Source organism: Microbulbifer hydrolyticus (assembly GCF_009931115.1).
Taxonomy (GTDB): Bacteria; Pseudomonadota; Gammaproteobacteria; order Pseudomonadales; family Cellvibrionaceae; genus Microbulbifer; species Microbulbifer hydrolyticus.
This window is the reverse complement of sequence record NZ_CP047491.1, coordinates 2760823-2779819: the sequence shown is the minus strand read 5'-3', so window position 1 is coordinate 2779819 and position 18997 is coordinate 2760823. Positions and strand designations below refer to the sequence as shown.

Below are 18997 nucleotides of genomic sequence, written 5' to 3'. Positions count from 1 at the left end.
ACCATGACCATCTCGAAATGACTGGGGTTATCTGAAGTATGTGTGGCATCGTTGGAATCGTCGGTAAGAGTGACGTCAATCTGCAGTTGTACGACGCGCTCACCCTGTTGCAGCACCGGGGCCAGGACGCCGCGGGTATCGTCACCTGTGATGGTGACCGCCTGAATCAGCAGAAAGCCAATGGCCTGGTACGGGACGTGTTCCGCGCTCGCCATATGCAGCGCCTGACAGGCAATTTCGGTATAGGCCATGTGCGTTACCCCACCGCCGGCAGCTCTGGCCCCGCACTTGCCCAGCCGTTTTACGTAAACTCGCCCTACGGCATCGCCATGGCTCACAATGGCAACCTGACCAACGTGAGTGAAGTGAAGGAAGAGATCTATCAGCAGGATCTGCGCCACATTAACACCGACTCCGATTCCGAAGTATTGCTGAATGTTTTCGCCCACGAGTTGCTGGAGCAGCGCAAGCTGCAGCCGAAGGCGGAAGATATCTTTACCGCAATGCGCGCGGTGCATAAACGTGTGCGTGGCGGTTATGCCTGTGTGGCGCTGCTCGTTGGTTACGGTATCGTCGCCTTCCGCGACCCCAATGGCATTCGCCCGCTGGTCTACGGCAAGCGCGACACCGATAAAGGCACCGAGTACATGGTGGCCTCTGAATCCGTGGCGTTGGACGTGGGTGGGTATACGTTGGTGCGCGATGTGGCGCCCGGTGAGTGTATTTACATCGAGCTGGACGGCACCGTGCATTCACAGCAGTGCGCGGAAAACCCGTCGCTGAACCCGTGTATTTTTGAGCATGTCTATTTTGCCCGTCCGGATTCCATTATGGATGGCGTTTCTGTGCACAAAGCGCGCTTGCGTCAGGGTGAACACCTGGCGGAAAAGATCCTGCGCGAGCGTCCGGATCACGATATTGATGTGGTTATCCCGATCCCGGACTCCTCCCGTTCTGCGGGCCAGATGGTGGCGCATCGTTTGGGGGTTAAGTTCCGTGAGGGTATGGTGAAGAACCGTTATATCGGCCGCACGTTCATCATGCCGGGGCAGAAGCAGCGTAAAAAGTCGGTGCGTCAGAAGCTGAACCCGATCGAACTGGAGTTTCGCGGCAAGAATGTACTGCTGGTGGACGACTCCATCGTGCGCGGCACTACGTGCAAGCAGATAATCCAGATGGCGCGCGAAGCGGGTGCGAGCAAGGTGTACTTCGCTTCTGCGGCGCCGGCGGTCAAGTATCCGAATGTGTACGGTATCGATATGCCTTCGGCCACGGAGCTGGTTGCGCACGGTCGCACTACGGAAGAGGTCTGTGAGGAAATTGGTGCGGACTGGCTGATTTATCAGGAGCTGGAAGATCTCGTGGAATCCTCCGCTGAGGGTAACAGTGAAATCAAGGAGTTCGATTGCGCGGTATTCAATGGCAAGTACATCACGGGTGATGTGACCGAGGAATACCTGGAAAGCTTGCATGCGGCGCGCAATGACAGTGCCAAGTCCAGTAAGGGCAACGACAGTTCGCTGTAACCTCCCACTGTCTGGACCAGTCCAAATATCATTTCGGCCCACCTTTTGGTGGGCCGAATTGTTTTCGCCCCGCTGACCTTTCTGCGTTTGCGCGTGTCTTGGGTTAAGATTGCCGGTTCCAATTATTTCTAACCGGGACGGTTAACCCATGTTTGAAGACGACGGCTACGCACTGGAAACGCTGGCAGTACGTGCAGGCCAGAGCCGGTCGGCAGAAGGCGAGCACTCCGAGTCCATCTACGCCACTTCCAGTTACGTGTTTCCCTCTGCGGCAGAAGCCGCGGCGCGTTTCTCCGGGGAATCCCCCGGCAATGTCTACTCGCGCTATACCAACCCGACCGTTCGCATGTTCGAGCAGCGGATTGCCGCCATGGAAGGAGGGGAGGCCGCGGTTGCTACGTCCAGTGGTATGGCTGCCATATTGAGCCTGTGCATGGCGCTGCTGAAAAGTGGGGACAAGGTCATCTGTTCCCGCAGTGTGTTTGGTACCACGACAGCACTGTTTACCCGCTACATGATCAAGTTTGGTGTCAAGGTGACCTTTGTTGAACTCACCGACTTCCAGGCGTGGAAAGACGCTCTGGATGGCGATACCAAACTGCTGTTTATGGAAACGCCTTCCAATCCGCTTTGCGAAGTTGCCGATATCCGCGCCATGTCCGAGCTCGCTCACAGCGCTGGTGCACAACTGGTCGTGGATAACTGTTTCTGCACACCGGCTCTGCAGCGGCCGCTGGCGCTGGGTGCCGATATCGTCGTGCATTCCGCCACCAAATTCCTCGACGGCCAGGGCCGCTGTGTGGGTGGTGTAGTTGTGGGCAAGAAAGAGATGATCGACGAAATTGTCATCTTTTTGCGCACCTGTGGCCCGAGCATGAGCCCGTTCAATGCCTGGGTTTTCCTGAAAGGATTGGAGACACTCAAGCTGCGTATGCAGGCCCATTGCACCAGCGCGCTGGATGTTGCCTGGTGGCTGAGCGAGCAGCCGCAAGTGGAGAAAGTCAATTACGTGGGGCTGCCCAGCCACCCCAACCACCAGCTGGCCGCCGCCCAGCAATCGGCTTTTGGTGCGGTGTTCAGTTTCACCGTAAAAGGCGGGCGCGAGGCCGCCTGGAAAGTGATCGATACCTGCAAGATTTTTTCCGTCACCGCCAATCTCGGCGATGCAAAAAGCACCATCGTCCACCCGGCCACCACTACCCACGGCCGCCTGAGCGATGAAGACAAGGCCAGGGCGGGCATCTCGGAAAACCTGATTCGTGTCTCGGTGGGACTCGAGAACGTAGAGGACTTGAAGGCCGACCTGGCGCGCGGCTTGTCGGCGCTCTCATAAAATGGTCACAATGGCGCGAAATGTGACATGATAAATGGCCCCGCTAAATACGGGGCCTATGATTAATGGCTAGTGAACAAAAACCGAGCAGTAATGGATTTGCCGTGCAAAAAATCATCTCCGCCATTGTTGCCGATATCGGCAAAGTGCTTCTGGGTAAAGATCATCAGGTAAAACTGGCGCTTGCTTGCCTGCTGGCTCGCGGTCACCTGTTGATCGAGGACCTGCCGGGTATGGGTAAAACCACCCTGGCCCATGCCCTCGCCCAGGTCCTCGGCCTCAGCTACAAACGGGTCCAGTTCACCAGCGATATGCTTCCTGCCGACATCCTCGGTGTCAGTATCTTCGAGCGTGAATCCGGTCAGTTCCGGTTCCACGAAGGTCCGGTGTTCAGCCAGCTGCTGCTGGCCGACGAAATCAACCGCAGCTCCCCCAAAACCCAGAGCGCATTGCTGGAAGCCATGGAGGAGCGCCAGGTCAGCATCGACGGTGAGACCCGTCCGCTGCCCGAGCCTTTCTTCGTCATTGCTACCCAGAATCCGCTACAGCAGTCCGGTACCTTTGCACTGCCGGAATCCCAGCTCGACCGCTTTCTGATGCGCATCAGTCTCGGCTATCCAACACGGGAAGCCGAAAGGGCCCTGTTCCAGGGCATCGACCCGCGTGCACAGCTCGCGCAGCTCAAGCCACGTATCAACGGTGAAGGGTTGCGCAAACTGCAGTCACTGGTGGGGCAGGTGAAGGCGTCGGAGTCTTTGCTCGACTATCTCGAGCGGCTGGTACAACACAGCCGCCAAAGCCCTGATTGCGGTGTGGGCCTGTCTCCCCGCGGTGCCCTGGCGCTGCTGCACGCGGCGCGTGCCTGGGCACTGATCCACAACCGCGGCCATCTGTTGCCGGAAGACCTGCAGGCTGTCCTCCCCGCCGTGGCCGGCCACCGGTTGCAGGGGGATGGCACCGATGGCGTACAGCTGGTGGAGCGTATCATGCACCAGGTGGACATTATTGCCGCCTGAGGCCAGAGACAGACGTGTCGGTACAACCTTTCAACAGCAATACCGGGTCCGCCAGAGTGCATCAGACTGGGGCAGGCCCGATGTTTCGCGCCCGCTGGTTGCGCTGGCTCGATCGACGGCTGCCGCCCGCGCGCAGCGTTACTCTCAATCATCGCAAACTCTTTGTATTGCCCACGGCTGCGGGTGCGGGGTTGCTACTGGTAATTTTCCTGTTGTGGCTGCTCGGCACCAACTATGAAAACAACCTGGTGCTGGCGCTCGCATTTCTGTTGGTGGGGCTGCTCGTCATTCTGCCGGTACACACCTTTGCCAACCTGTCTGGTCTCAGGCTGCAGTTGCTCGATACCTATCCCGCTTTTGCCGGTGACTACGGCCAGGCAAAGCTCGCGCTGAGCAAAACCGGCAAGCGCAATCACGAGCGCATCCAGCTGGTGTGGCCACCGGAAGAGGGGGTGCTCACCGATGTGTTGACTGACGGTGAAGCCCGGGAAGTGCGTCTCGCATTGCCGCTTCTCCAGCGGGGGCGGATAAAAGCGCCCCGGATTCACGTACAGAGCCGGTTTCCACTTGGACTGTTCCGCTGCTGGAGCTGGGTGGACCTGGATGCAGAGTTTCTGGTGTACCCGCAGCCCAGGTCTGCCGGTCCGCTGCCTTATGGCGCCAGTGCGGGAGAGGGGGATCAGCAACAGAGCTTCTCCGGAGGGGGGGATGACTTTGCCGGGCTGAAAACCTATCAGCCGGGCGATTCCCTGCGCCACGTGGCCTGGAAACAGTATGCGGGTGGCCGGGATCTCTACAGCAAGGAATACGCTTCCGGTAGCGACACGCGCCTCTGGCTGGACTGGGACCTGCTTGCCGGGCGGGATGTGGAAACCCGGCTCAGCAATCTCTGTGCCTGGGTGCTGGATGCCGAGCGGGCGCAGGTGCCATACGGTATCCGTATACCGGGGCAGACCATCGCGCCCGGGCTCGGGCCGGCCCACCGGCAGACGGTATTGAGCCTGTTGGCGCTGTTTCCGGTACAGGGTGTTGCCGAGCCGATCCCCTCCGTGGAGGGCGTCGCAGGGTGAGTACCGGAGTCAGCCAGCTAAAGTCACTGTTGCCGCGGGAGAGCCTGCTGTGGATTTTTGCCGCCCAGCTGGCGGTACTGTTACCCCACACGGTGCATCTACCGGTTTGGCTGTTGGGCGCCTGGTGCATAGCCGTGTACTGGCGACTCGAGGTGTTTCGCGGTCGCCGGGAAATGCCCGGGCGCCTGGTCAAGCTGCTGGCCGTGTCATTGGCGGTGGCGGGGTTGGTCCTCACTTACCGGCGCTGGTTTGCGCTGGAGCCGATGGTGGCACTGCTGGCGGTCTCCTTCACCCTGAAGAACATCGAGCTTGTGAGCCGGCGAGATGCGCTGCTGAGCCTGATGCTGGCCTATTTTCTCGCCGCTACCCTGTTCGTTTTCGAGCAGACGATTCCCTACGCCCTGTACGGGATACTGTGTGTTGTGATCATAACCGCGGCGCTGGCGGCGCAGCAGGGGCGAGGCAGTGCCCGGCCGGCCAGGGCGCTTGGACTGGCGGCCAAGCTGCTGGCGCAAGCGGTACCGGTAATGCTGGTGCTGTTTTTGGTGATACCGCGCCTCGGGCCATTGTGGGCGGTACCGCAAAATACCAAGACAGCCTCCACGGGTATCAGTGACTCCATGAGCCCTGGGGACTTCAGTGAGTTGTCGAAATCGGATACGCCCGCGCTGCGTATTTCTTTTGACGGCGCGGTGCCCGCCCCCGAGCAACGCTATTGGCGCGGGTTGGTATACACCCACTTCGACGGTCGTCGCTGGAGCGAACCCGGGGCGGGAGAAGAGTATTCCCGCTGGGGGCGAGGGCAAAATCGCCTGCGTCAGTATGGAGAGGGTAACAGCGGCGAGAGCGCCCAACGTGCCCTGCCAGCGGTGGGTCCGCGCTACCGCTATCAGGTTATTCAGGAGGCCAGCCACAGCCCCTGGTTGTTCGCCCTTGCGCGGCCACATTCGGAAACCCGCGGGGTGCGGGAAACCGAGCACGATACACTGGTTTATCGTGCGCCCGTGGGGACGCGGCTCGCCTACGAAGTACGCTCCTGGCCACGGGACAGTGTCGGCAGTGACGAGACTCTCAGCGCGCGGGAGCAGCGCCGGCACTTGCAGTTGCCTGACGCCGGTAATCCACAGGCGCGCGCCTGGGCCAGGGAGCGGCTAAACGAGGGGTTGGGGCCGGAGGCCATCTCGGAGGCTCTGCTTTCCCTCTACAACCGCAGTTTCACCTATACCCTGAAGCCACCCGCACTGGGTGCGGACACCGTGGATGAATTCCTGTTTTCCACCCGCCAGGGGTTCTGCGAGCACTTTGCCAGTAGTTACGTGTTTACCATGCGCGCCGCCGGTGTGCCGGCCCGTGTGGTGGCAGGCTATCAGGGCGGGGAGTGGGTTGAGCAACAGGAGTATTTACTGGTGCGGCAGTACGATGCCCACGCCTGGGCGGAGGTCTGGCTACCGGGACGCGGCTGGGTCCGGGTAGACCCCACCGCCGCAGTAGCGCCGGAGCGAATTCGCGATGGATTGCAGACGGCGGCTGCAGACGAGTTTATGCAGGACACTTTTTTGCCCCTGCACAAAATTGCGTTCGTCACCCGCTTGCGCCTGCAGTGGGACATGATCAACTACCGCTGGTATCAGACCGTGGTCAGCTTCGACAGCGAGCGTCAGCAGGGAGTCCTGCGACGTTTGTTGGGGGAGATATCCCCCCTGCGAATGGCTCTGTTTATTGGCGTGCCGATGGTGCTGGCGCTGCTGCTATTGCTGGTGTGGCTGAAACTTTCCAGTCGCGGACCGGCAGTGTCGGCGGCCAGCCGCTTTTATCTGCGTTTTTGTCGCCGAATGGCACGCGCCGGAATGCCCCGCAACCCCGGAGAAACCCCGGGGGATTATGCGCGCAGAATCAAACAGGAACTGCCGCGTCTGGGACCGATGGCGGCAAGTATTACCAGCGCATACGAAAAAGCGGCTTACGCGGACGATGCGGATGCGGAGCGACAGCTGCGACGCCTGGTGCGGGGATTCTGGCCGGTGCGTCAGCTGGCCCGGACCAGTGCGCAAGTGTGACGATCAGGCTAGGTGCCTGGCCCCAAAGGTGGGCATTCTGTGGGACAATAGCGGCCCCCTGGACGGGCCTGGTCCCCGCTCCGCAAGCTGAGCCGGAAGTGACGCTGGACTGCAGTCCGCCCGCCGGCCGTAGCGCGCAAATGGTTTTCCGGATTCTGTAAATGGCATTTCCCGCACTGGCGGCACGTCTGCGAACATTTCTGCTCGGTTACAGCGGCACCTCTTTGGCCACCGGTCTACAGGTGGTTCTGTTGCCGTGGATTGCTGTGGCGCTGGTGGGTTTGCCGGCCTTGCAGCTGGGCTGGGTGCAGGCCTCTGTGCTGTTGCCCAACCTCGTGTTTCTACTTTTCGGCGGAGCCCTGGCCGATCGCTTCGATTCCGCCCGGGTTGCCGCGCTGTCCTGTATCGGCCTCGGGCTATGCCATGCCGGCCTCGCCTACTACCTGCTTTACCAGCTTCCCAGTCTTCCGCTGCTGATGTTGTACGGTATCAGCCTCGGCGTCTTTACCGCATTTCTCCAGCCCGCCCGCGAAAACCTGGTGCAGCGCTGCGCCCGCACCCCGCAAGACGGCACTGCGCGTCTGAGTGAAGCGCGGGTGCAGCATACTGTGACCTGGATGATGCTGGCCCAGTACGGAGGGCAGGCTATCGGCATGTTGCTGGCGAGTCGTTTCGACCAGTGGGGGGCCGAGCTTTTACTGTTGATTCAGGTAGTCACGCTGGTTTTGGCTGCACTGTTTTTTTTCTCCATGCGTCATCTGGGGCCGGCACCGCGCATGGCCCGCCAGAAATTACCCCTGGCGCTAATGGAAGGGTTTGCCGAAGTCCGCAAAAGCCGCGCGATCCTCGAGCTGGTGCTGTTGGTCGGGTTCAACGGGCTTGTGCATATCGGTGTATTTCTGGTGGTGCTGCCGCTGATGGCTGAAAGCTACGACCGCGGGGCCAGCTACTACGCCACTCTGCAAATTGCCTTTGTTGTGGGAACGGTGATCGCCACGGTAGCGATGCTGCGGCGCGGACAGGGCGATACCCCCGGGCGCGGTGTATTGATGTGCCTGCTCTACAGTGCCGCACTGCTGATTGCCATCAGTTTCGGCCCCACGCCATTCGGGCTGATGTTTCTGTGCGCCTGCTGGGGCGCGGTGGCTGCCGCTTCCGCCGGGCTCGGGAAATCCATTGTGCAATTGCTGGCGCCGGAGCAGGTGCGCAGCCGGATTATTTCCATTTATCAGTTGTCCCTGTTCGGGTCCGCCGCCATCGGTGCCCTGGCCGCAGGTGTGATCAGTGAATTCTCAGCACCGCTGACCACCTTATGGTGGGCGGGCATCTTCAGCCTGGTGGCATTTGTGCTGGCCTGGTTGAGCGGTGCCCTGCGCAGCCTGCGTATCGATCATTCAGAAACTTCCGATTCCTCCGAAACCTCCGAGCCTTAACGACCATGTTCTCCCAATTCAACTGGCGCCGTCCGGAAATCCTGCTGATATTACTGGCTCTGGCCATGCCGCTCTCGTTCGGCGTATGGCAGGCACTGTTGAACAACTTTGTGATCGAGCGTGCGCAATTCACCGGTGCGGAGATCGGTCTGCTACAGAGCGTACGCGAGGTCCCCGGATTTCTCGCATTTACCGTGGTGTTCGTGCTTTTCCTGATCCGCGAACAGCGCCTTGCATTTATTTCACTGATCGCTACCGGTGTGGGTGTGGCACTGACCGGATATTTTCCGTCTACCCTGGGGCTGCTGTGCACCACATTGTTGATGTCGGTCGGTTTCCACTACTACGAGGCCCTGAAGACCTCTCTGGCACTGCAGTGGTTGCCGAAAGAAACGTCGGCTATCTGGCTCGGGCGCACAATCGCCGCGGGTTCGTTCGCCTCACTGGCGGCTTACGGACTGGTGTGGTTTACCTCGGATCAGTTGCAGCTGGATTACACCTGGATCTACCTGTTGGGGGGAGGGGTTACCGTTGCCATCGTGGCTGTTCTGTGGATCGTGTTTCCCGCGTTTGAACAGCCCCATGTACAGCACCGGAAAATTATTCTGCGCAAACGGTACTGGCTCTACTATGCGCTTACATTCATGAGCGGCGCGCGTCGCCAGATTTTCGTGGTGTTCGCCGGATTTTTAATGGTGGAGAAATTTGGCTACAGCGTGGCGGAGATTGCCCAGCTGTTTATCGCCAATCACCTGCTCAACCTGTACCTGGCACCCAAGATAGGCCGGTTTATCGTGCGCTTTGGCGAGCGCCGAGCGCTGACCCTGGAGTATATCGGGCTGATCGTTGTGTTCGGTGGCTATGCCCTGGTGGAGACGGCAACCGCCGCCGCCGCCCTGTATATCGTTGACCACCTGTTTTTTTCCATGGCCATTGCGATCAAGACCTATTTCCAGAAGATTGTGGATGACCGTGACATTGCTTCCTCCGCGGCAGTGAGCTTTACCATCAACCATATTGCCGCAGTGGTGATTCCGGTGATGTTCGGGCTCATGTGGCTGGTATCGCCGGCGGCGGTGTTCTGGTGCGGCGCGGCGATGGCCGCGGGCTCCCTTTTACTTGCGCAGAATATTCCAGTGGCACCTGCGGCGGGCAATGAAGTCCGCTGGGGCCGTATGTCGACATCGGCCCCGGCGCAAGAAATATAAGCGATGTGGGAAAATTATTTGCTGTTTTTACGCGAGTTGCTTAGTTACCTCGGCATCAAAAAATTATCGGTCGAGTCGCCGCCAACCAAAGACCGCATCATTTACAAAGTTCTGGCCGGCGAAGGCGCCTGCGATACGGATATCTGCCTGTAAGCGGAGCTCCTTCCCGCTGGCTTACCAGCGGTTACTGATCCACATTGTCTGGTACGGGTCCAGGGTGACGGTCGCCAGCATGTCGTCAAAGGTGGCGTCGCTGACCAGGTCTTTCCACTGGTCGGTACCGATCAGGTTGATCGCATTCAGATGAATCGTCTGTGGCTGATCAGATATGTTGTTGAGGCAGAAAATGCTCTGTCGACGGTCCAGGCTCTGGCGCCAGAATGCGAACACCTGGTCCCCCAGATGCAGGGTAAACTGGGTTGCATTCGGGTGGAATGCCGGCTGATCCCTTCGTAACTGGATCAGTTTCCGCAACTGATGAAATACATGGTGGTGATGGCTGTCGGGGTCAGCCAGTGCTTCGTTCAGTTCCTGCTCCTGCCACTGACGGCGGTTGATGGCACGGTTGTGACCATGTTCCTTCATGCGCTCGTAGTCATTGGTTGTTCCCATCAGGCTGTGCAGGTAGAACGCCGGAATTCCCTCCAGCGCCAGCATGATTGCGTGGGCACAGATAAAGCGCCGCAGCTGCCACTCGTCTTCTCCGCAGGTGGTGCCTTTCAGCGCGTCGAAGAGTGAAATATTGATTTCATAGGGTTTGTTGCTGCCGTCATCCAGCGCCCGCCAGGAAATCTGCCCGCCAAAGTTTTCCATGCTCTGAATCAGGGCTTCCAGCTCACTGTCATCCAGCAAACCTTCTACCGGACGCAGGCCGATGCCATCGTGTGATGCGATGAAGTTGAAGTAGGTGGTGCCGTTCTGAGCCGGGGGCATGCTCATCAACCAGTTTTTCAGGTACCGGCAGTTGCCGGTAACCAGGGTGTTGACCAGCAACGGAGGCAGCGAAAAGTTGTAAATGCAGTGTGCTTCGTTCGCGTTGCCGAAGTAGGACAGGTTTTCCTGATTGGGAATGTTGGTCTCGGTGATAATCACCGCATTGGGGTTGGCGTGCTCGATCAGGGTACGCAGCAGGCGCACGATTTCGTGGGTTTCTGCCAGGTTCAGGCAGTTGGTTCCCACCTCTTTCCAGATGAATGCAACGGCATCGAGGCGAAATATCCGCACGCCCATATCGAGGTACAGGCGGATGATATCGACAATCTTTGCCAGTACCTTGGGGTTGGCGAAGTTCAGGTCCACCTGGTCATGGCCGAAAGTACACCATACATGCCTGGTTCCCCTTGGCGTCCTAGTGGCGCGCAGCAGCGGCGTTACCCTTGGGCGTACTACTTTACTGAGGTCTTCTTCCGGATCCATTTCCACAAAAAAGTCGCTGCCCGGGTCATTTCCCTCCTGGTAATTCAGGAACCAGTCGTGTTTCGCTGAACAGTGGTTGATTACCAGGTCCGCCATCAAGTGAAAATCCGTGCTGATGCGCAGGATATCGCTCCAGTCTCCCAGGGGGGGATCGACCTGCTTGTAGGCGGAAACCGCAAAACCGTCGTCACTGGTGTAGGGGAAAAACGGCAGTATATGCACCGTGTTGATCAGCATTGGGAAGTGCGCCTGCAGGAAGTGGTGCAAGGTTTTCAGCGGCGGCTGGTTGTCGCTGACAATGCTGTTTCCGTAAGTGATGACGGCAATATCGGTCTGGTCCCACAGGTTTTTGTGGGCGAGGGGGCTCTGGCAGTCATCGTCCAGCCGCATGGTGCGCACCAGCTCGTGGGCAATGGGCTCGATGTCCAGATTCGGGTAGATAAAGGCCAGGTGATCCACCACTTTCTGGTGGAGCACATCCTTGATCGGAACTTGAGAGTTGGAATGGCTCACGGCTTCCCCCCGGGTTTCCATGCGGTTGTTTTTTTGCTTCAAACTTGTGCGGGCTACTAGTCTGGTGGATTAGATGTTGTACTCTTCGTAATCCGCTTCGACGGCCTGTTGCAGCCGATTCAGGAACCCGGGCTCGGCACTGGTAATGCGGTTCCAGCTCGGGATAAACGGGGTTTCCATTGGGTTTTCCAGGAACGCCTGTCCCGCCTTCACCAGGTTGCTGGCAAAGAGTTCTACCGTCTGCTCTTCTTTATGAATATCAAAATTCAGGCCATTTATGATGGCATCGTTGCGATAGGTCTCAACAAAGTCGAGGGCTACGCGGAAATAGGTGGCTTTGATACTGCGGAAGGTCTCTGATGAGAATACCGTGCCCTGGGTGGCGAGCTTGCGAAAAAATGACTTGGCGATGTCGATAGACATTTTCGACAGCCCGCCCTGTTCATCATCGAAGGAAACATCCTGGTGCTTGTGGTCGTAGGCGTGCGCTATGTCCACCTGGCACAGGCGGTTGGTCGAGTAATTGCGGTGCATCTCCGACAGGACGCCGATTTCCAGCCCCCAGTCGCTGGGGATGCGCAGGTCATTGATGACATCCCGACGGAAAGAAAACTCCCCGGCGAGGGAATAGCGGAAACTATCCATGTATTCCAGGTAGGGGGTGTGCCCATAAATCTTTTTCAGGGTGCGCACCAGCGGCGTAACCAGCAGCCGACATACGCGGCCATTGATTTTCCCATTGGCGACACGGGAGTAAAACCCTTTGCAGAATTCGTAGCTGAAGTTGGGATTGGCAATCGGGTAAAACAGGCGCGCCAGCATCATCCGGTCGTAGGTGACGATGTCGCAGTCGTGCAGCGCAATCGCCTCACCACGGCCTGAGGCCAGGATATAACCCAGGCAATACCAGACATTGCGCCCTTTACCTGCTTCCTTGGGGGCGAGGCCGTCGCTCTTCAGCTGTGCGTCCAGCTCGCGCAGGCGTGGACCATCGTTCCACAGAACCCGGACATGCTGCGGCAGGACGCTGAACTGCTTTAACGCATCGCGGTACTGGGATTCATCCGCGCGATCCAGGCCGATCACGATTTCGGAAAGGTAGGGCACATCTGCCAGGATATCGAGGATCTTCGGCAGCGCTTCGCCTTCCAGCTCCGAATAGAGTGAAGGCAACAACAGCGACATCGGGCGGTGCTTGGAAAAACGGACCAGATCCGCTTCCATGTCTTCCAGGCTGCGGTTGGAGAGATTGTGCAGGGTCGTGATGTCGCCATTCTGAAAAAAGTCGGTCACGGTTTGCTTCCTTTATTTCGGGTCTGTTTACATTCGAATGTTCGCGGAATGCTTGGAGTCGGTAGTGAAAATCTCTTCGATGGCCTCTGCCCACCCGCGTGGGCCTGTCTCCCGGGTAACGATCAGGTGTGGGTGGTGGGGGAGGCTCGGTGGAGGGTGTGCCGGAGAGCGAACGATAACGGCAATGTCTGCCACCCTGAGCATGTCGAGATCGTTTGGGCCGTCACCGCTGGCGATCAGGCGGCATTCGCGATCGGTATAGTGCTGGTAGGCTTTCTTGAGTAATTGCGTGGCGCGCCCTTTGTCGGTCTGCCCCAGTACGTGCAGGAAGCGTCCGCCCTGAAGGGTGGCGAACCCGGAGGCGTTGGCGCGTGCAATAAAGGCGAGTTTTTCCTGTTCATCCCCCTGCCACAGCAGGGGCTCGGAGTAATTGCGCTGGTTGGCCTTTTCCGCCTCGGCACTGGTAAGCCCGGTCGCGGCGACGATTTCTGCGGTAGAGGCGGCTGCGAAGTTGAGATAGGGCGCACCGTGTTTTTCGCCATCTTGCTGCAGGAAGGCGAGAATGTCATCGCGCCGCGCACCGGGCTCGACGATCCAAAAGCCCGACTCCTCGCGCGCGAACTCTGGTCTTTGGGGGAAGTAGCCCTGCGGAATGAAAATGGCCGAGCCATTTTCCACAATAAAGGGATGTTCGTTGTTGAGCGCCCGGCGCAGCTCCAGCATCTCGTCGCGAGTTTTGCTGCTGTTGAGAATCACCGGTATACCGCTGGACTCGAGTTTTTCCAGGGTGTCGTTCGCTGGCAGGTGGGAATAGCTGAAGTGGTCCAGTAAGGTGCCGTCGAGGTCGCTGGCGACCAGCCATTGAAAATCCGAAGAGTTGTACGCCGCGCTCTTTGTTTCTGTCATTAGTTTCCGAGTTGGTCAGAACTTTATCGTTTATTTAAATGGTCGTTATTGCTTTCTCTCTATTACCTCAATCCAAAAATAGTGCCAGACGGAGAAAAGTGAGCTACGACGGTGCTTGTAGCCGGTTGATTGGCGAGTAATTCATTGTGTTGGTCAGGGACCGTGAAACGGCGGGGAATTGGTGCGTCATAATGGGGCGTTGACTCCCTGCAGGTTTTCGAGCTGAGCCATTGTGGTGCAACCTGGGCGACCGGACTGCATAGTGGCAGGGGAATAGTCTGGTAAGGCGGTGGGTGGGACACGGGGCAGGAGAAGGGCGCAGCAACGGGAGGAAAGCAATCCCCGACCGTTTTACGGCCGGAGATCGCACATTTTTTGCTGTACGAGGGCACAGCAGGAATTTATCGAATCAGGGTGCGACGCAGTGCATGCAGCGCACATAAAGGGCGCGTGGATCCTTGAAGGACTTCAGTTCCGCAAGCGGCTGCAAGGCCGGTTGCAAGCTGCTGAACCAGGCTCCGAGGGGGAGGTTCTGCTCCACACTGGCGGCAATTTTGGCATCCACATTTTCAGCCAGGGCACGCATGATCTTTTCGCTGGGCGTCAGCTCTCGCTGAATTTCAACCACGTCGTAGTTTTCCAGCTTGGCGATCTGGGCGGCGTCGGCAATGGCATCCTTGAGGTTGCCCAATTCATCCACCAGCCCCAGTTTGTGTGCGGCGCGTCCGGTCCATACCTGCCCCTGGGCAATCTTGTGGATCTCCTGAGGGGTACTGCTGCGGGCTTCCGCTACCAGCTGGAGGAACTGCGCATAGGTGTGCTCCACCCCCTGTTGCAGTATGTCCGCGGCCGCCTCCGGCAGCGCGCGGTCCAGCCGCATGGTGCCGGCCAGCTCGGTAGTGCCGACGCCGTCGTTATAGATACCCAGGTGCTCGAGGGAATCCTCAAAGGTGGGGAAGGCGCCAAATACGCCGATTGAGCCGGTGATGGTGGACGGAGAGGCCCAAATGCGGTCGCCACCGGCCGCAATCCAGTAGCCACCAGAAGCGGCGACGCTCCCCATGGAAATAACCACCGGGATACCGGCTTCACGGGTGGCGAGCAGCTCCTGGCGGATGGCTTCGGAGGCGAAAGCGGAGCCTCCGGGGCTATCGATACGCAGTACCAGGGCTTTGACTTTTTTCTCGCGTGCCTCAGCAATCAGTTTGCCCAGACTTGCGCTGCCGATCTGTCCGGGGGGGGCTTCGCCATCGATGATGGCGCCGGCGGCACTGATCAGGCCGATTTTGTCACTTTTCAAATGGGGATCGGAAAGGTCGGCCAATTTGGTATGGCGCAGGTAATCCATCGCGTTGATATGTTTGTACTGGGACTTGTCGGCATCGCTGACACCGACCAGCTCCTGCATTTCCGCCATAGCGGCGCGGCGGGTGAGGAGCTTGTCGACAAACTGGTTGGCGAGGGCGGCTTTCGCCCAGCTACCGCCTTCGGCGCGCAGGTTTTGCGGCATGTCGGCGACGTAGTTGTCCACGGCGTTGGGCGGCAGGTTGCGCAGGCCGGTGACCTGTTCGGTGTACTCGCTCCATAACTGATGCAACCAGCGCGCATTGTTTTCCCTAGAGGCGGGAGACATGTCATCGCGGGTATAGGGCTCGATAAAGTCTTTGTAATCCCCCACACGGAACACGTGGAAGTTGATTTTCAGCTTGTCGAGGGCACTTTTGTAGTAGTTGCGGTAACTGCCAAAGCCCGTGAGCAGCAGTGAACCCATCGGGTTCAGGTAGACCTTGTCGGCATGGCTGGCGAGAAAGTATTGCCCCTGGGTGAAGTTGTCACCGATGGCGTAGACCGGCTTTTCGCTGGCCTTGAAGCGCCGTACGGCTTCACCGACTTCTTCCAGTTTACTGAGACTGGCGCCTGCGAGGTAATCGAGTTCCAGTACCAGCGCAGCAATACGTTTGTCGTTGGCGGCGCGGTCGATGGCGTCCACCAGGTCTTTGACGCGAGTCTCCGGGGGTCTGGAAGGGCCGCCGAGGAATCCGGGAATGCCGCTGGGCTGGCTGACTTCATCAACCAGAAAACCGCCGGGAGCGACTTTCAGTGCAGCGCCTTGCGGTACGGTGATACGTTCTTCACCGCCGAAAATGGCGACACCGATAAACAGCAGGATCAACAGGAACAGCAGGTTGGTAAATACCCGGCGCAGCCAGGTGATGGCGCCGCCAATGGCACCGAAAAAGCGGCGGACAGGTCCGCGGTGGCGAGTTGCTTCAGTCAAACCTGAAACTCCTTGTGTCGGTCTGTTGATTCGTTAGCGTTTTGCATTCTGCAACTGCACCAGCCAGCGGCTGGTCATCATCGCAGAGATAAACAGGATAAGGCTGAGGGCGGTCAGTGCGCCATGCTGCCAGCCGCGCGTAGGCATCATTACATCGACGATTCCGGCGGTGATATACAGCAGCAGGATAAAGCACAACCATAAATAGCTGCGCTGGTGCTGTTTTAGCATGCCCGGCAATACCAGTAGCAGTGGCACCGTCTGCAGCAGCCACCATTTCACGGAGCCGCCGAGAAGCAGGTTCCATACCGCGAACAGTAGCAAAAGACCGCCATAGCAGACCCAGTTGAGCTTGTGGGCGATTTCCAGCTTGCGCGACACGCTCGCCGGGTCGATGGCTTTGGGCTTTCTAGCCATTTTGATTCCCCTGTTCTTGCCCCAGTTGCCGGGCGAGGTTGCCCACGCGCTGGCCGAGGGCGCGGCACAGGCTGGTTTCGTCTTCGCTCAGGCCACCGGCCTTGCTTCCGGACCAATGGGAGGCGCCATAGGGCGTGCCGCCGGTAGTGGTATGCATAAGGGCTGCTTCCGAATAGGGGATGCCGGCAATAAGCATGCCGTGGTGCAGCAGGGGCAGCATCATGGAAATTAGGGTGCTTTCCTGTCCGCCGTGCAGGCTGCCAGTGGAGGTGAAAACGGCCGCCGGCTTGCCGGTGAGGCTGCCATCGAGCCACATGTCACTGGTCTGGTCCAGGAAGTACCGCAGCGGTGCGGCCATATTGCCAAACCGGGTGGGGCTGCCTAACAGCAAGCCGGCGCAATGGCGCAGGTCGTCCGGGGTACAGTAGGGGGCGCCGCTATCAGGGACCGGTGGCAGGCTTGCTTCGGAGTCCGGCGATACCGGCGGCACCGTGCGCAGGCGAGCGCTGAGCCCGGCCTGTTCCACACCGCGGGCGAGCTCCGCTGCCATACTGGCGGTTGTACCACCGCGGCTGTAATAGAGAATCAGTACATAGGGTTCGGTGATCATCGCAGGAGGCACTAGAGGAGCTCCAGCACGTTTTCTGGCGGGCGGCCGAGTACCGCTTTTTCACCATTGACGACGATGGGCCGCTCAATCAATTTGGGATGCGTGACCATGGCCTGAATCAGGGCGTCATCGCCGAGAGTCGGATCTTTGAGGTTCAGCTCCTTGTAGGCGTCTTCGCCTTTGCGGAGCAGGTCGCGGGCACCAATACCGAGCTTTTTCAGCAGTGCGGTGAGAATGGCGGTGTCCGGTGGGGTTTCCAGGTAAAGCACCACTTCCGGTTCGATATTGTTTTCCTGAAGCAATTGCAGGGTCTGGCGGGATTTTGAACAGCGCGGGTTATGATAGATCGTCCACATCGAAGGGGTATCCTGTTAAGGTTTGGCGTATTCTAACAGGTGACTGTTGGCCGTCCATGAACCTGTGTAAAACGTGGACTACGCTGGGGTATGGCGTATTTTTTAGACAGGTTGCACGGCGTATTTGGTCGGATTCATTCGAGAATCCGGCACACATGGCTATATAACAAACTGAGAAGACCCATGACTGAAATGGTGCACCGCTGGCGTCGGTTTTTTGCCTCCCTCTGGACCGTATTCAACGAAAAGAACTGCCGCCAGAATGCCGCTGCCCTGACTTACATGACTCTGTTTGCGATTGTTCCGCTGGTGACGGTGAGCTATGCGATGCTCTCCCTGTTTCCGGATTTCGCAGGCCTCGAAAGTAAAATCCAGCAGCAGATTTTTTCTCATTTCGTGCCTGAGAGTGGGCGCGACGTGCAGGAGTACATCAACAGTTTTTCCTCACAGGCCCAGCGTCTGACCGGTGCCGGTATCGGTCTGTTGTTGCTTACTGCGGGCTTCATGCTGAAGAACATCGAAAACACGTTTAATGCCATCTGGGATATCCCCAAAGGGCGCCGTGGGGTTTCCAGCTTTCTTCTTTACTGGGCAATTCTCAGCCTGGGGCCGATTCTGCTGGGCGCCGGTATGGCGGCCACTACTTATCTGTTTTCACAGAAGGTGCTCGCCCAGAACGACAGCCTCGGGGTTCTGCCAATTGTGTTGCGGGTACTGCCGTGGATCTTCACCGCTATTGCTTTCACCCTGTTATTCGTCGCCGTTCCCAATTGTCGTGTGCCGCTACGCCACGGCCTTGCCGGTGGCGTGATTACCGCATTTGCCTTTGAGGCGGCGAAATATCTCTTCGGCGCGATTGTCGCGCGCAGTTCGGTGCAGGCGATTTACGGCGCGTTTGCGTTTGTGCCTCTGTTCCTCATCTGGATTTATCTGATGTGGATGATCGTGCTGGCCGGTTGCGTGTTGGTGCGTACGCTTTCTGCCTACCATGCGGCGGCGCAGGGGCGACGGTATTCTGACCTGGTCGCCACCCTGTCGTTGCTGTGGAAGTTTTTCTGCAACTACCAGAAGGGGGAGCCGGTGCGCGAACAGGATATCTCCCGCGCAGGCATCCGGCCTTCGCAGTGGCGGCATATCCGCGAAGTGCTGCAGTCCAACCAGGTTATTGCGCAGACCGAACGCAATGACTACGTGCTGGTGCGCGACCTGGATTCCATCTCCCTGCAGCAGATGGTGGACTGGCTGCACCCGGCACCGCTACCTGAAAGCGGACATCGTGAATTACTGCAGCGGCCCTGGTACCGGGAGGTGGATGCGCGCTTCCGCGAAGCCCGCGACTTTTCCCGCGATCATCTTTCCCAGAGTCTCGGCGACCTGTTCCGCGAGTCCATGGCGAAGGAAATGCTGGAGAAGTCGGTCGATGCCAGCGTGGAGGCCAACGCTGCGGAAGCGGCGAGTAACGATGCTCCAAACAGCACACACAAAGAGAATAAATCTTCCTCGAAAGGGAGCAGCCGCAATGCCCGTGGTGGGAAAGCATCCAGCAAAACAGCCAAGTCCTGAAT

The 18997-nt window shown here is 58.6% G+C and carries 16 protein-coding genes; 9 read left to right on the top strand and 7 right to left on the bottom strand.

The features are described 5' to 3' along the window. The first annotated feature begins 38 nt into the window (after nucleotides 1–38). The 8 genes from purF to GTQ55_RS11805 all read left to right on the top strand — a co-directional run bounded on the left by purF (nucleotide 39) and on the right by GTQ55_RS11805 (nucleotide 9796). Nucleotides 39–1526: an amidophosphoribosyltransferase gene (gene purF, locus GTQ55_RS11840; RefSeq protein WP_161858923.1), complete on the top strand. Its 1488-nt coding sequence runs from the start codon at nucleotides 39–41 to the stop codon at nucleotides 1524–1526. A 148-nt stretch (nucleotides 1527–1674) separates the two neighbouring features. Beyond that, nucleotides 1675–2859, top strand: a complete 1185-nt coding sequence (locus GTQ55_RS11835) for an O-succinylhomoserine sulfhydrylase (RefSeq protein ID WP_161858922.1) — start codon at nucleotides 1675–1677, stop codon at nucleotides 2857–2859. Between the two features lie 104 nt (nucleotides 2860–2963). Continuing rightward, on the top strand, nucleotides 2964–3875 hold the full coding sequence (locus tag GTQ55_RS11830) for an AAA family ATPase (protein ID WP_161860137.1): 912 nt from the start codon (nucleotides 2964–2966) through the stop codon (nucleotides 3873–3875). Nucleotides 3876–3955: 80 nt separating this feature from the next. Next, a complete protein-coding gene (locus GTQ55_RS11825) occupies nucleotides 3956–4945 on the top strand; it encodes a DUF58 domain-containing protein (protein ID WP_161858921.1) in 990 nt (329 codons plus the stop codon). Beyond that, nucleotides 4942–7002 (top strand): transglutaminase TgpA family protein, encoded by a 2061-nt coding sequence (locus tag GTQ55_RS11820; protein WP_161858920.1) that lies wholly within the window; start codon nucleotides 4942–4944, stop codon nucleotides 7000–7002. The genes GTQ55_RS11825 and GTQ55_RS11820 overlap by 4 nt, the downstream gene beginning before the upstream one ends. Before the next feature lie 161 nt (nucleotides 7003–7163). Continuing rightward, a complete protein-coding gene (locus tag GTQ55_RS11815; protein WP_161858919.1) occupies nucleotides 7164–8435 on the top strand; it encodes an MFS transporter in 1272 nt (423 codons plus the stop codon). A 5-nt stretch (nucleotides 8436–8440) separates the two neighbouring features. Further along, nucleotides 8441–9643 (top strand): MFS transporter, encoded by a 1203-nt coding sequence (locus GTQ55_RS11810; RefSeq protein WP_161858918.1) that lies wholly within the window; start codon nucleotides 8441–8443, stop codon nucleotides 9641–9643. Between the two features lie 3 nt (nucleotides 9644–9646). Beyond that, entirely contained in the window at nucleotides 9647–9796 is a 150-nt protein-coding gene (locus tag GTQ55_RS11805; RefSeq protein WP_161858917.1) for a hypothetical protein, read from the top strand. 21 nt (nucleotides 9797–9817) lie between these two features. Here the strand turns inward: GTQ55_RS11805 and GTQ55_RS11800 are convergent, their stop codons facing one another. From GTQ55_RS11800 to arsC, 7 genes are all read right to left on the bottom strand, one after another. Then, the gene (locus GTQ55_RS11800) at nucleotides 9818–11572 is read right to left on the bottom strand and encodes a sugar phosphorylase (protein ID WP_237567659.1); all 1755 of its coding nucleotides are present in this window, start codon (nucleotides 11570–11572) and stop codon (nucleotides 9818–9820) included. A gap of 69 nt (nucleotides 11573–11641) precedes the next feature. Next, nucleotides 11642–12865, bottom strand: a complete 1224-nt coding sequence (locus GTQ55_RS11795; protein ID WP_161858916.1) for a glycosyltransferase family protein — start codon at nucleotides 12863–12865, stop codon at nucleotides 11642–11644. A gap of 27 nt (nucleotides 12866–12892) precedes the next feature. Then, complete coding sequence (locus tag GTQ55_RS11790) at nucleotides 12893–13771, bottom strand: HAD-IIB family hydrolase (RefSeq protein WP_161858915.1); 879 nt, start codon at nucleotides 13769–13771, stop codon at nucleotides 12893–12895. A gap of 409 nt (nucleotides 13772–14180) precedes the next feature. Then, nucleotides 14181–16049, bottom strand: coding sequence for a signal peptide peptidase SppA (sppA, locus tag GTQ55_RS11785; protein ID WP_161858914.1), 1869 nt, complete (start codon nucleotides 16047–16049; stop codon nucleotides 14181–14183). Between the two features lie 33 nt (nucleotides 16050–16082). After that, nucleotides 16083–16466, bottom strand: coding sequence for a DUF2069 domain-containing protein (locus GTQ55_RS11780; protein ID WP_221296175.1), 384 nt, complete (start codon nucleotides 16464–16466; stop codon nucleotides 16083–16085). Further along, a complete protein-coding gene (gene wrbA / locus GTQ55_RS11775) occupies nucleotides 16459–17076 on the bottom strand; it encodes an NAD(P)H:quinone oxidoreductase (RefSeq protein WP_202620705.1) in 618 nt (205 codons plus the stop codon). The genes GTQ55_RS11780 and wrbA overlap by 8 nt, the downstream gene beginning before the upstream one ends. Nucleotides 17077–17087: 11 nt before the next feature. After that, nucleotides 17088–17432 carry an arsenate reductase (glutaredoxin) gene (arsC, locus tag GTQ55_RS11770; RefSeq protein ID WP_161858913.1) on the bottom strand — a complete coding sequence of 115 codons (345 nt, stop codon included), beginning with the start codon at nucleotides 17430–17432 and terminating at the stop codon, nucleotides 17088–17090. 183 nt (nucleotides 17433–17615) lie between these two features. On the opposite strand from arsC, the gene GTQ55_RS11765 reads away from it, so the two are divergent. Continuing rightward, nucleotides 17616–18995 (top strand): YihY family inner membrane protein, encoded by a 1380-nt coding sequence (locus GTQ55_RS11765; RefSeq protein WP_161858912.1) that lies wholly within the window; start codon nucleotides 17616–17618, stop codon nucleotides 18993–18995. Nucleotides 18996–18997 lie beyond the last annotated feature (2 nt).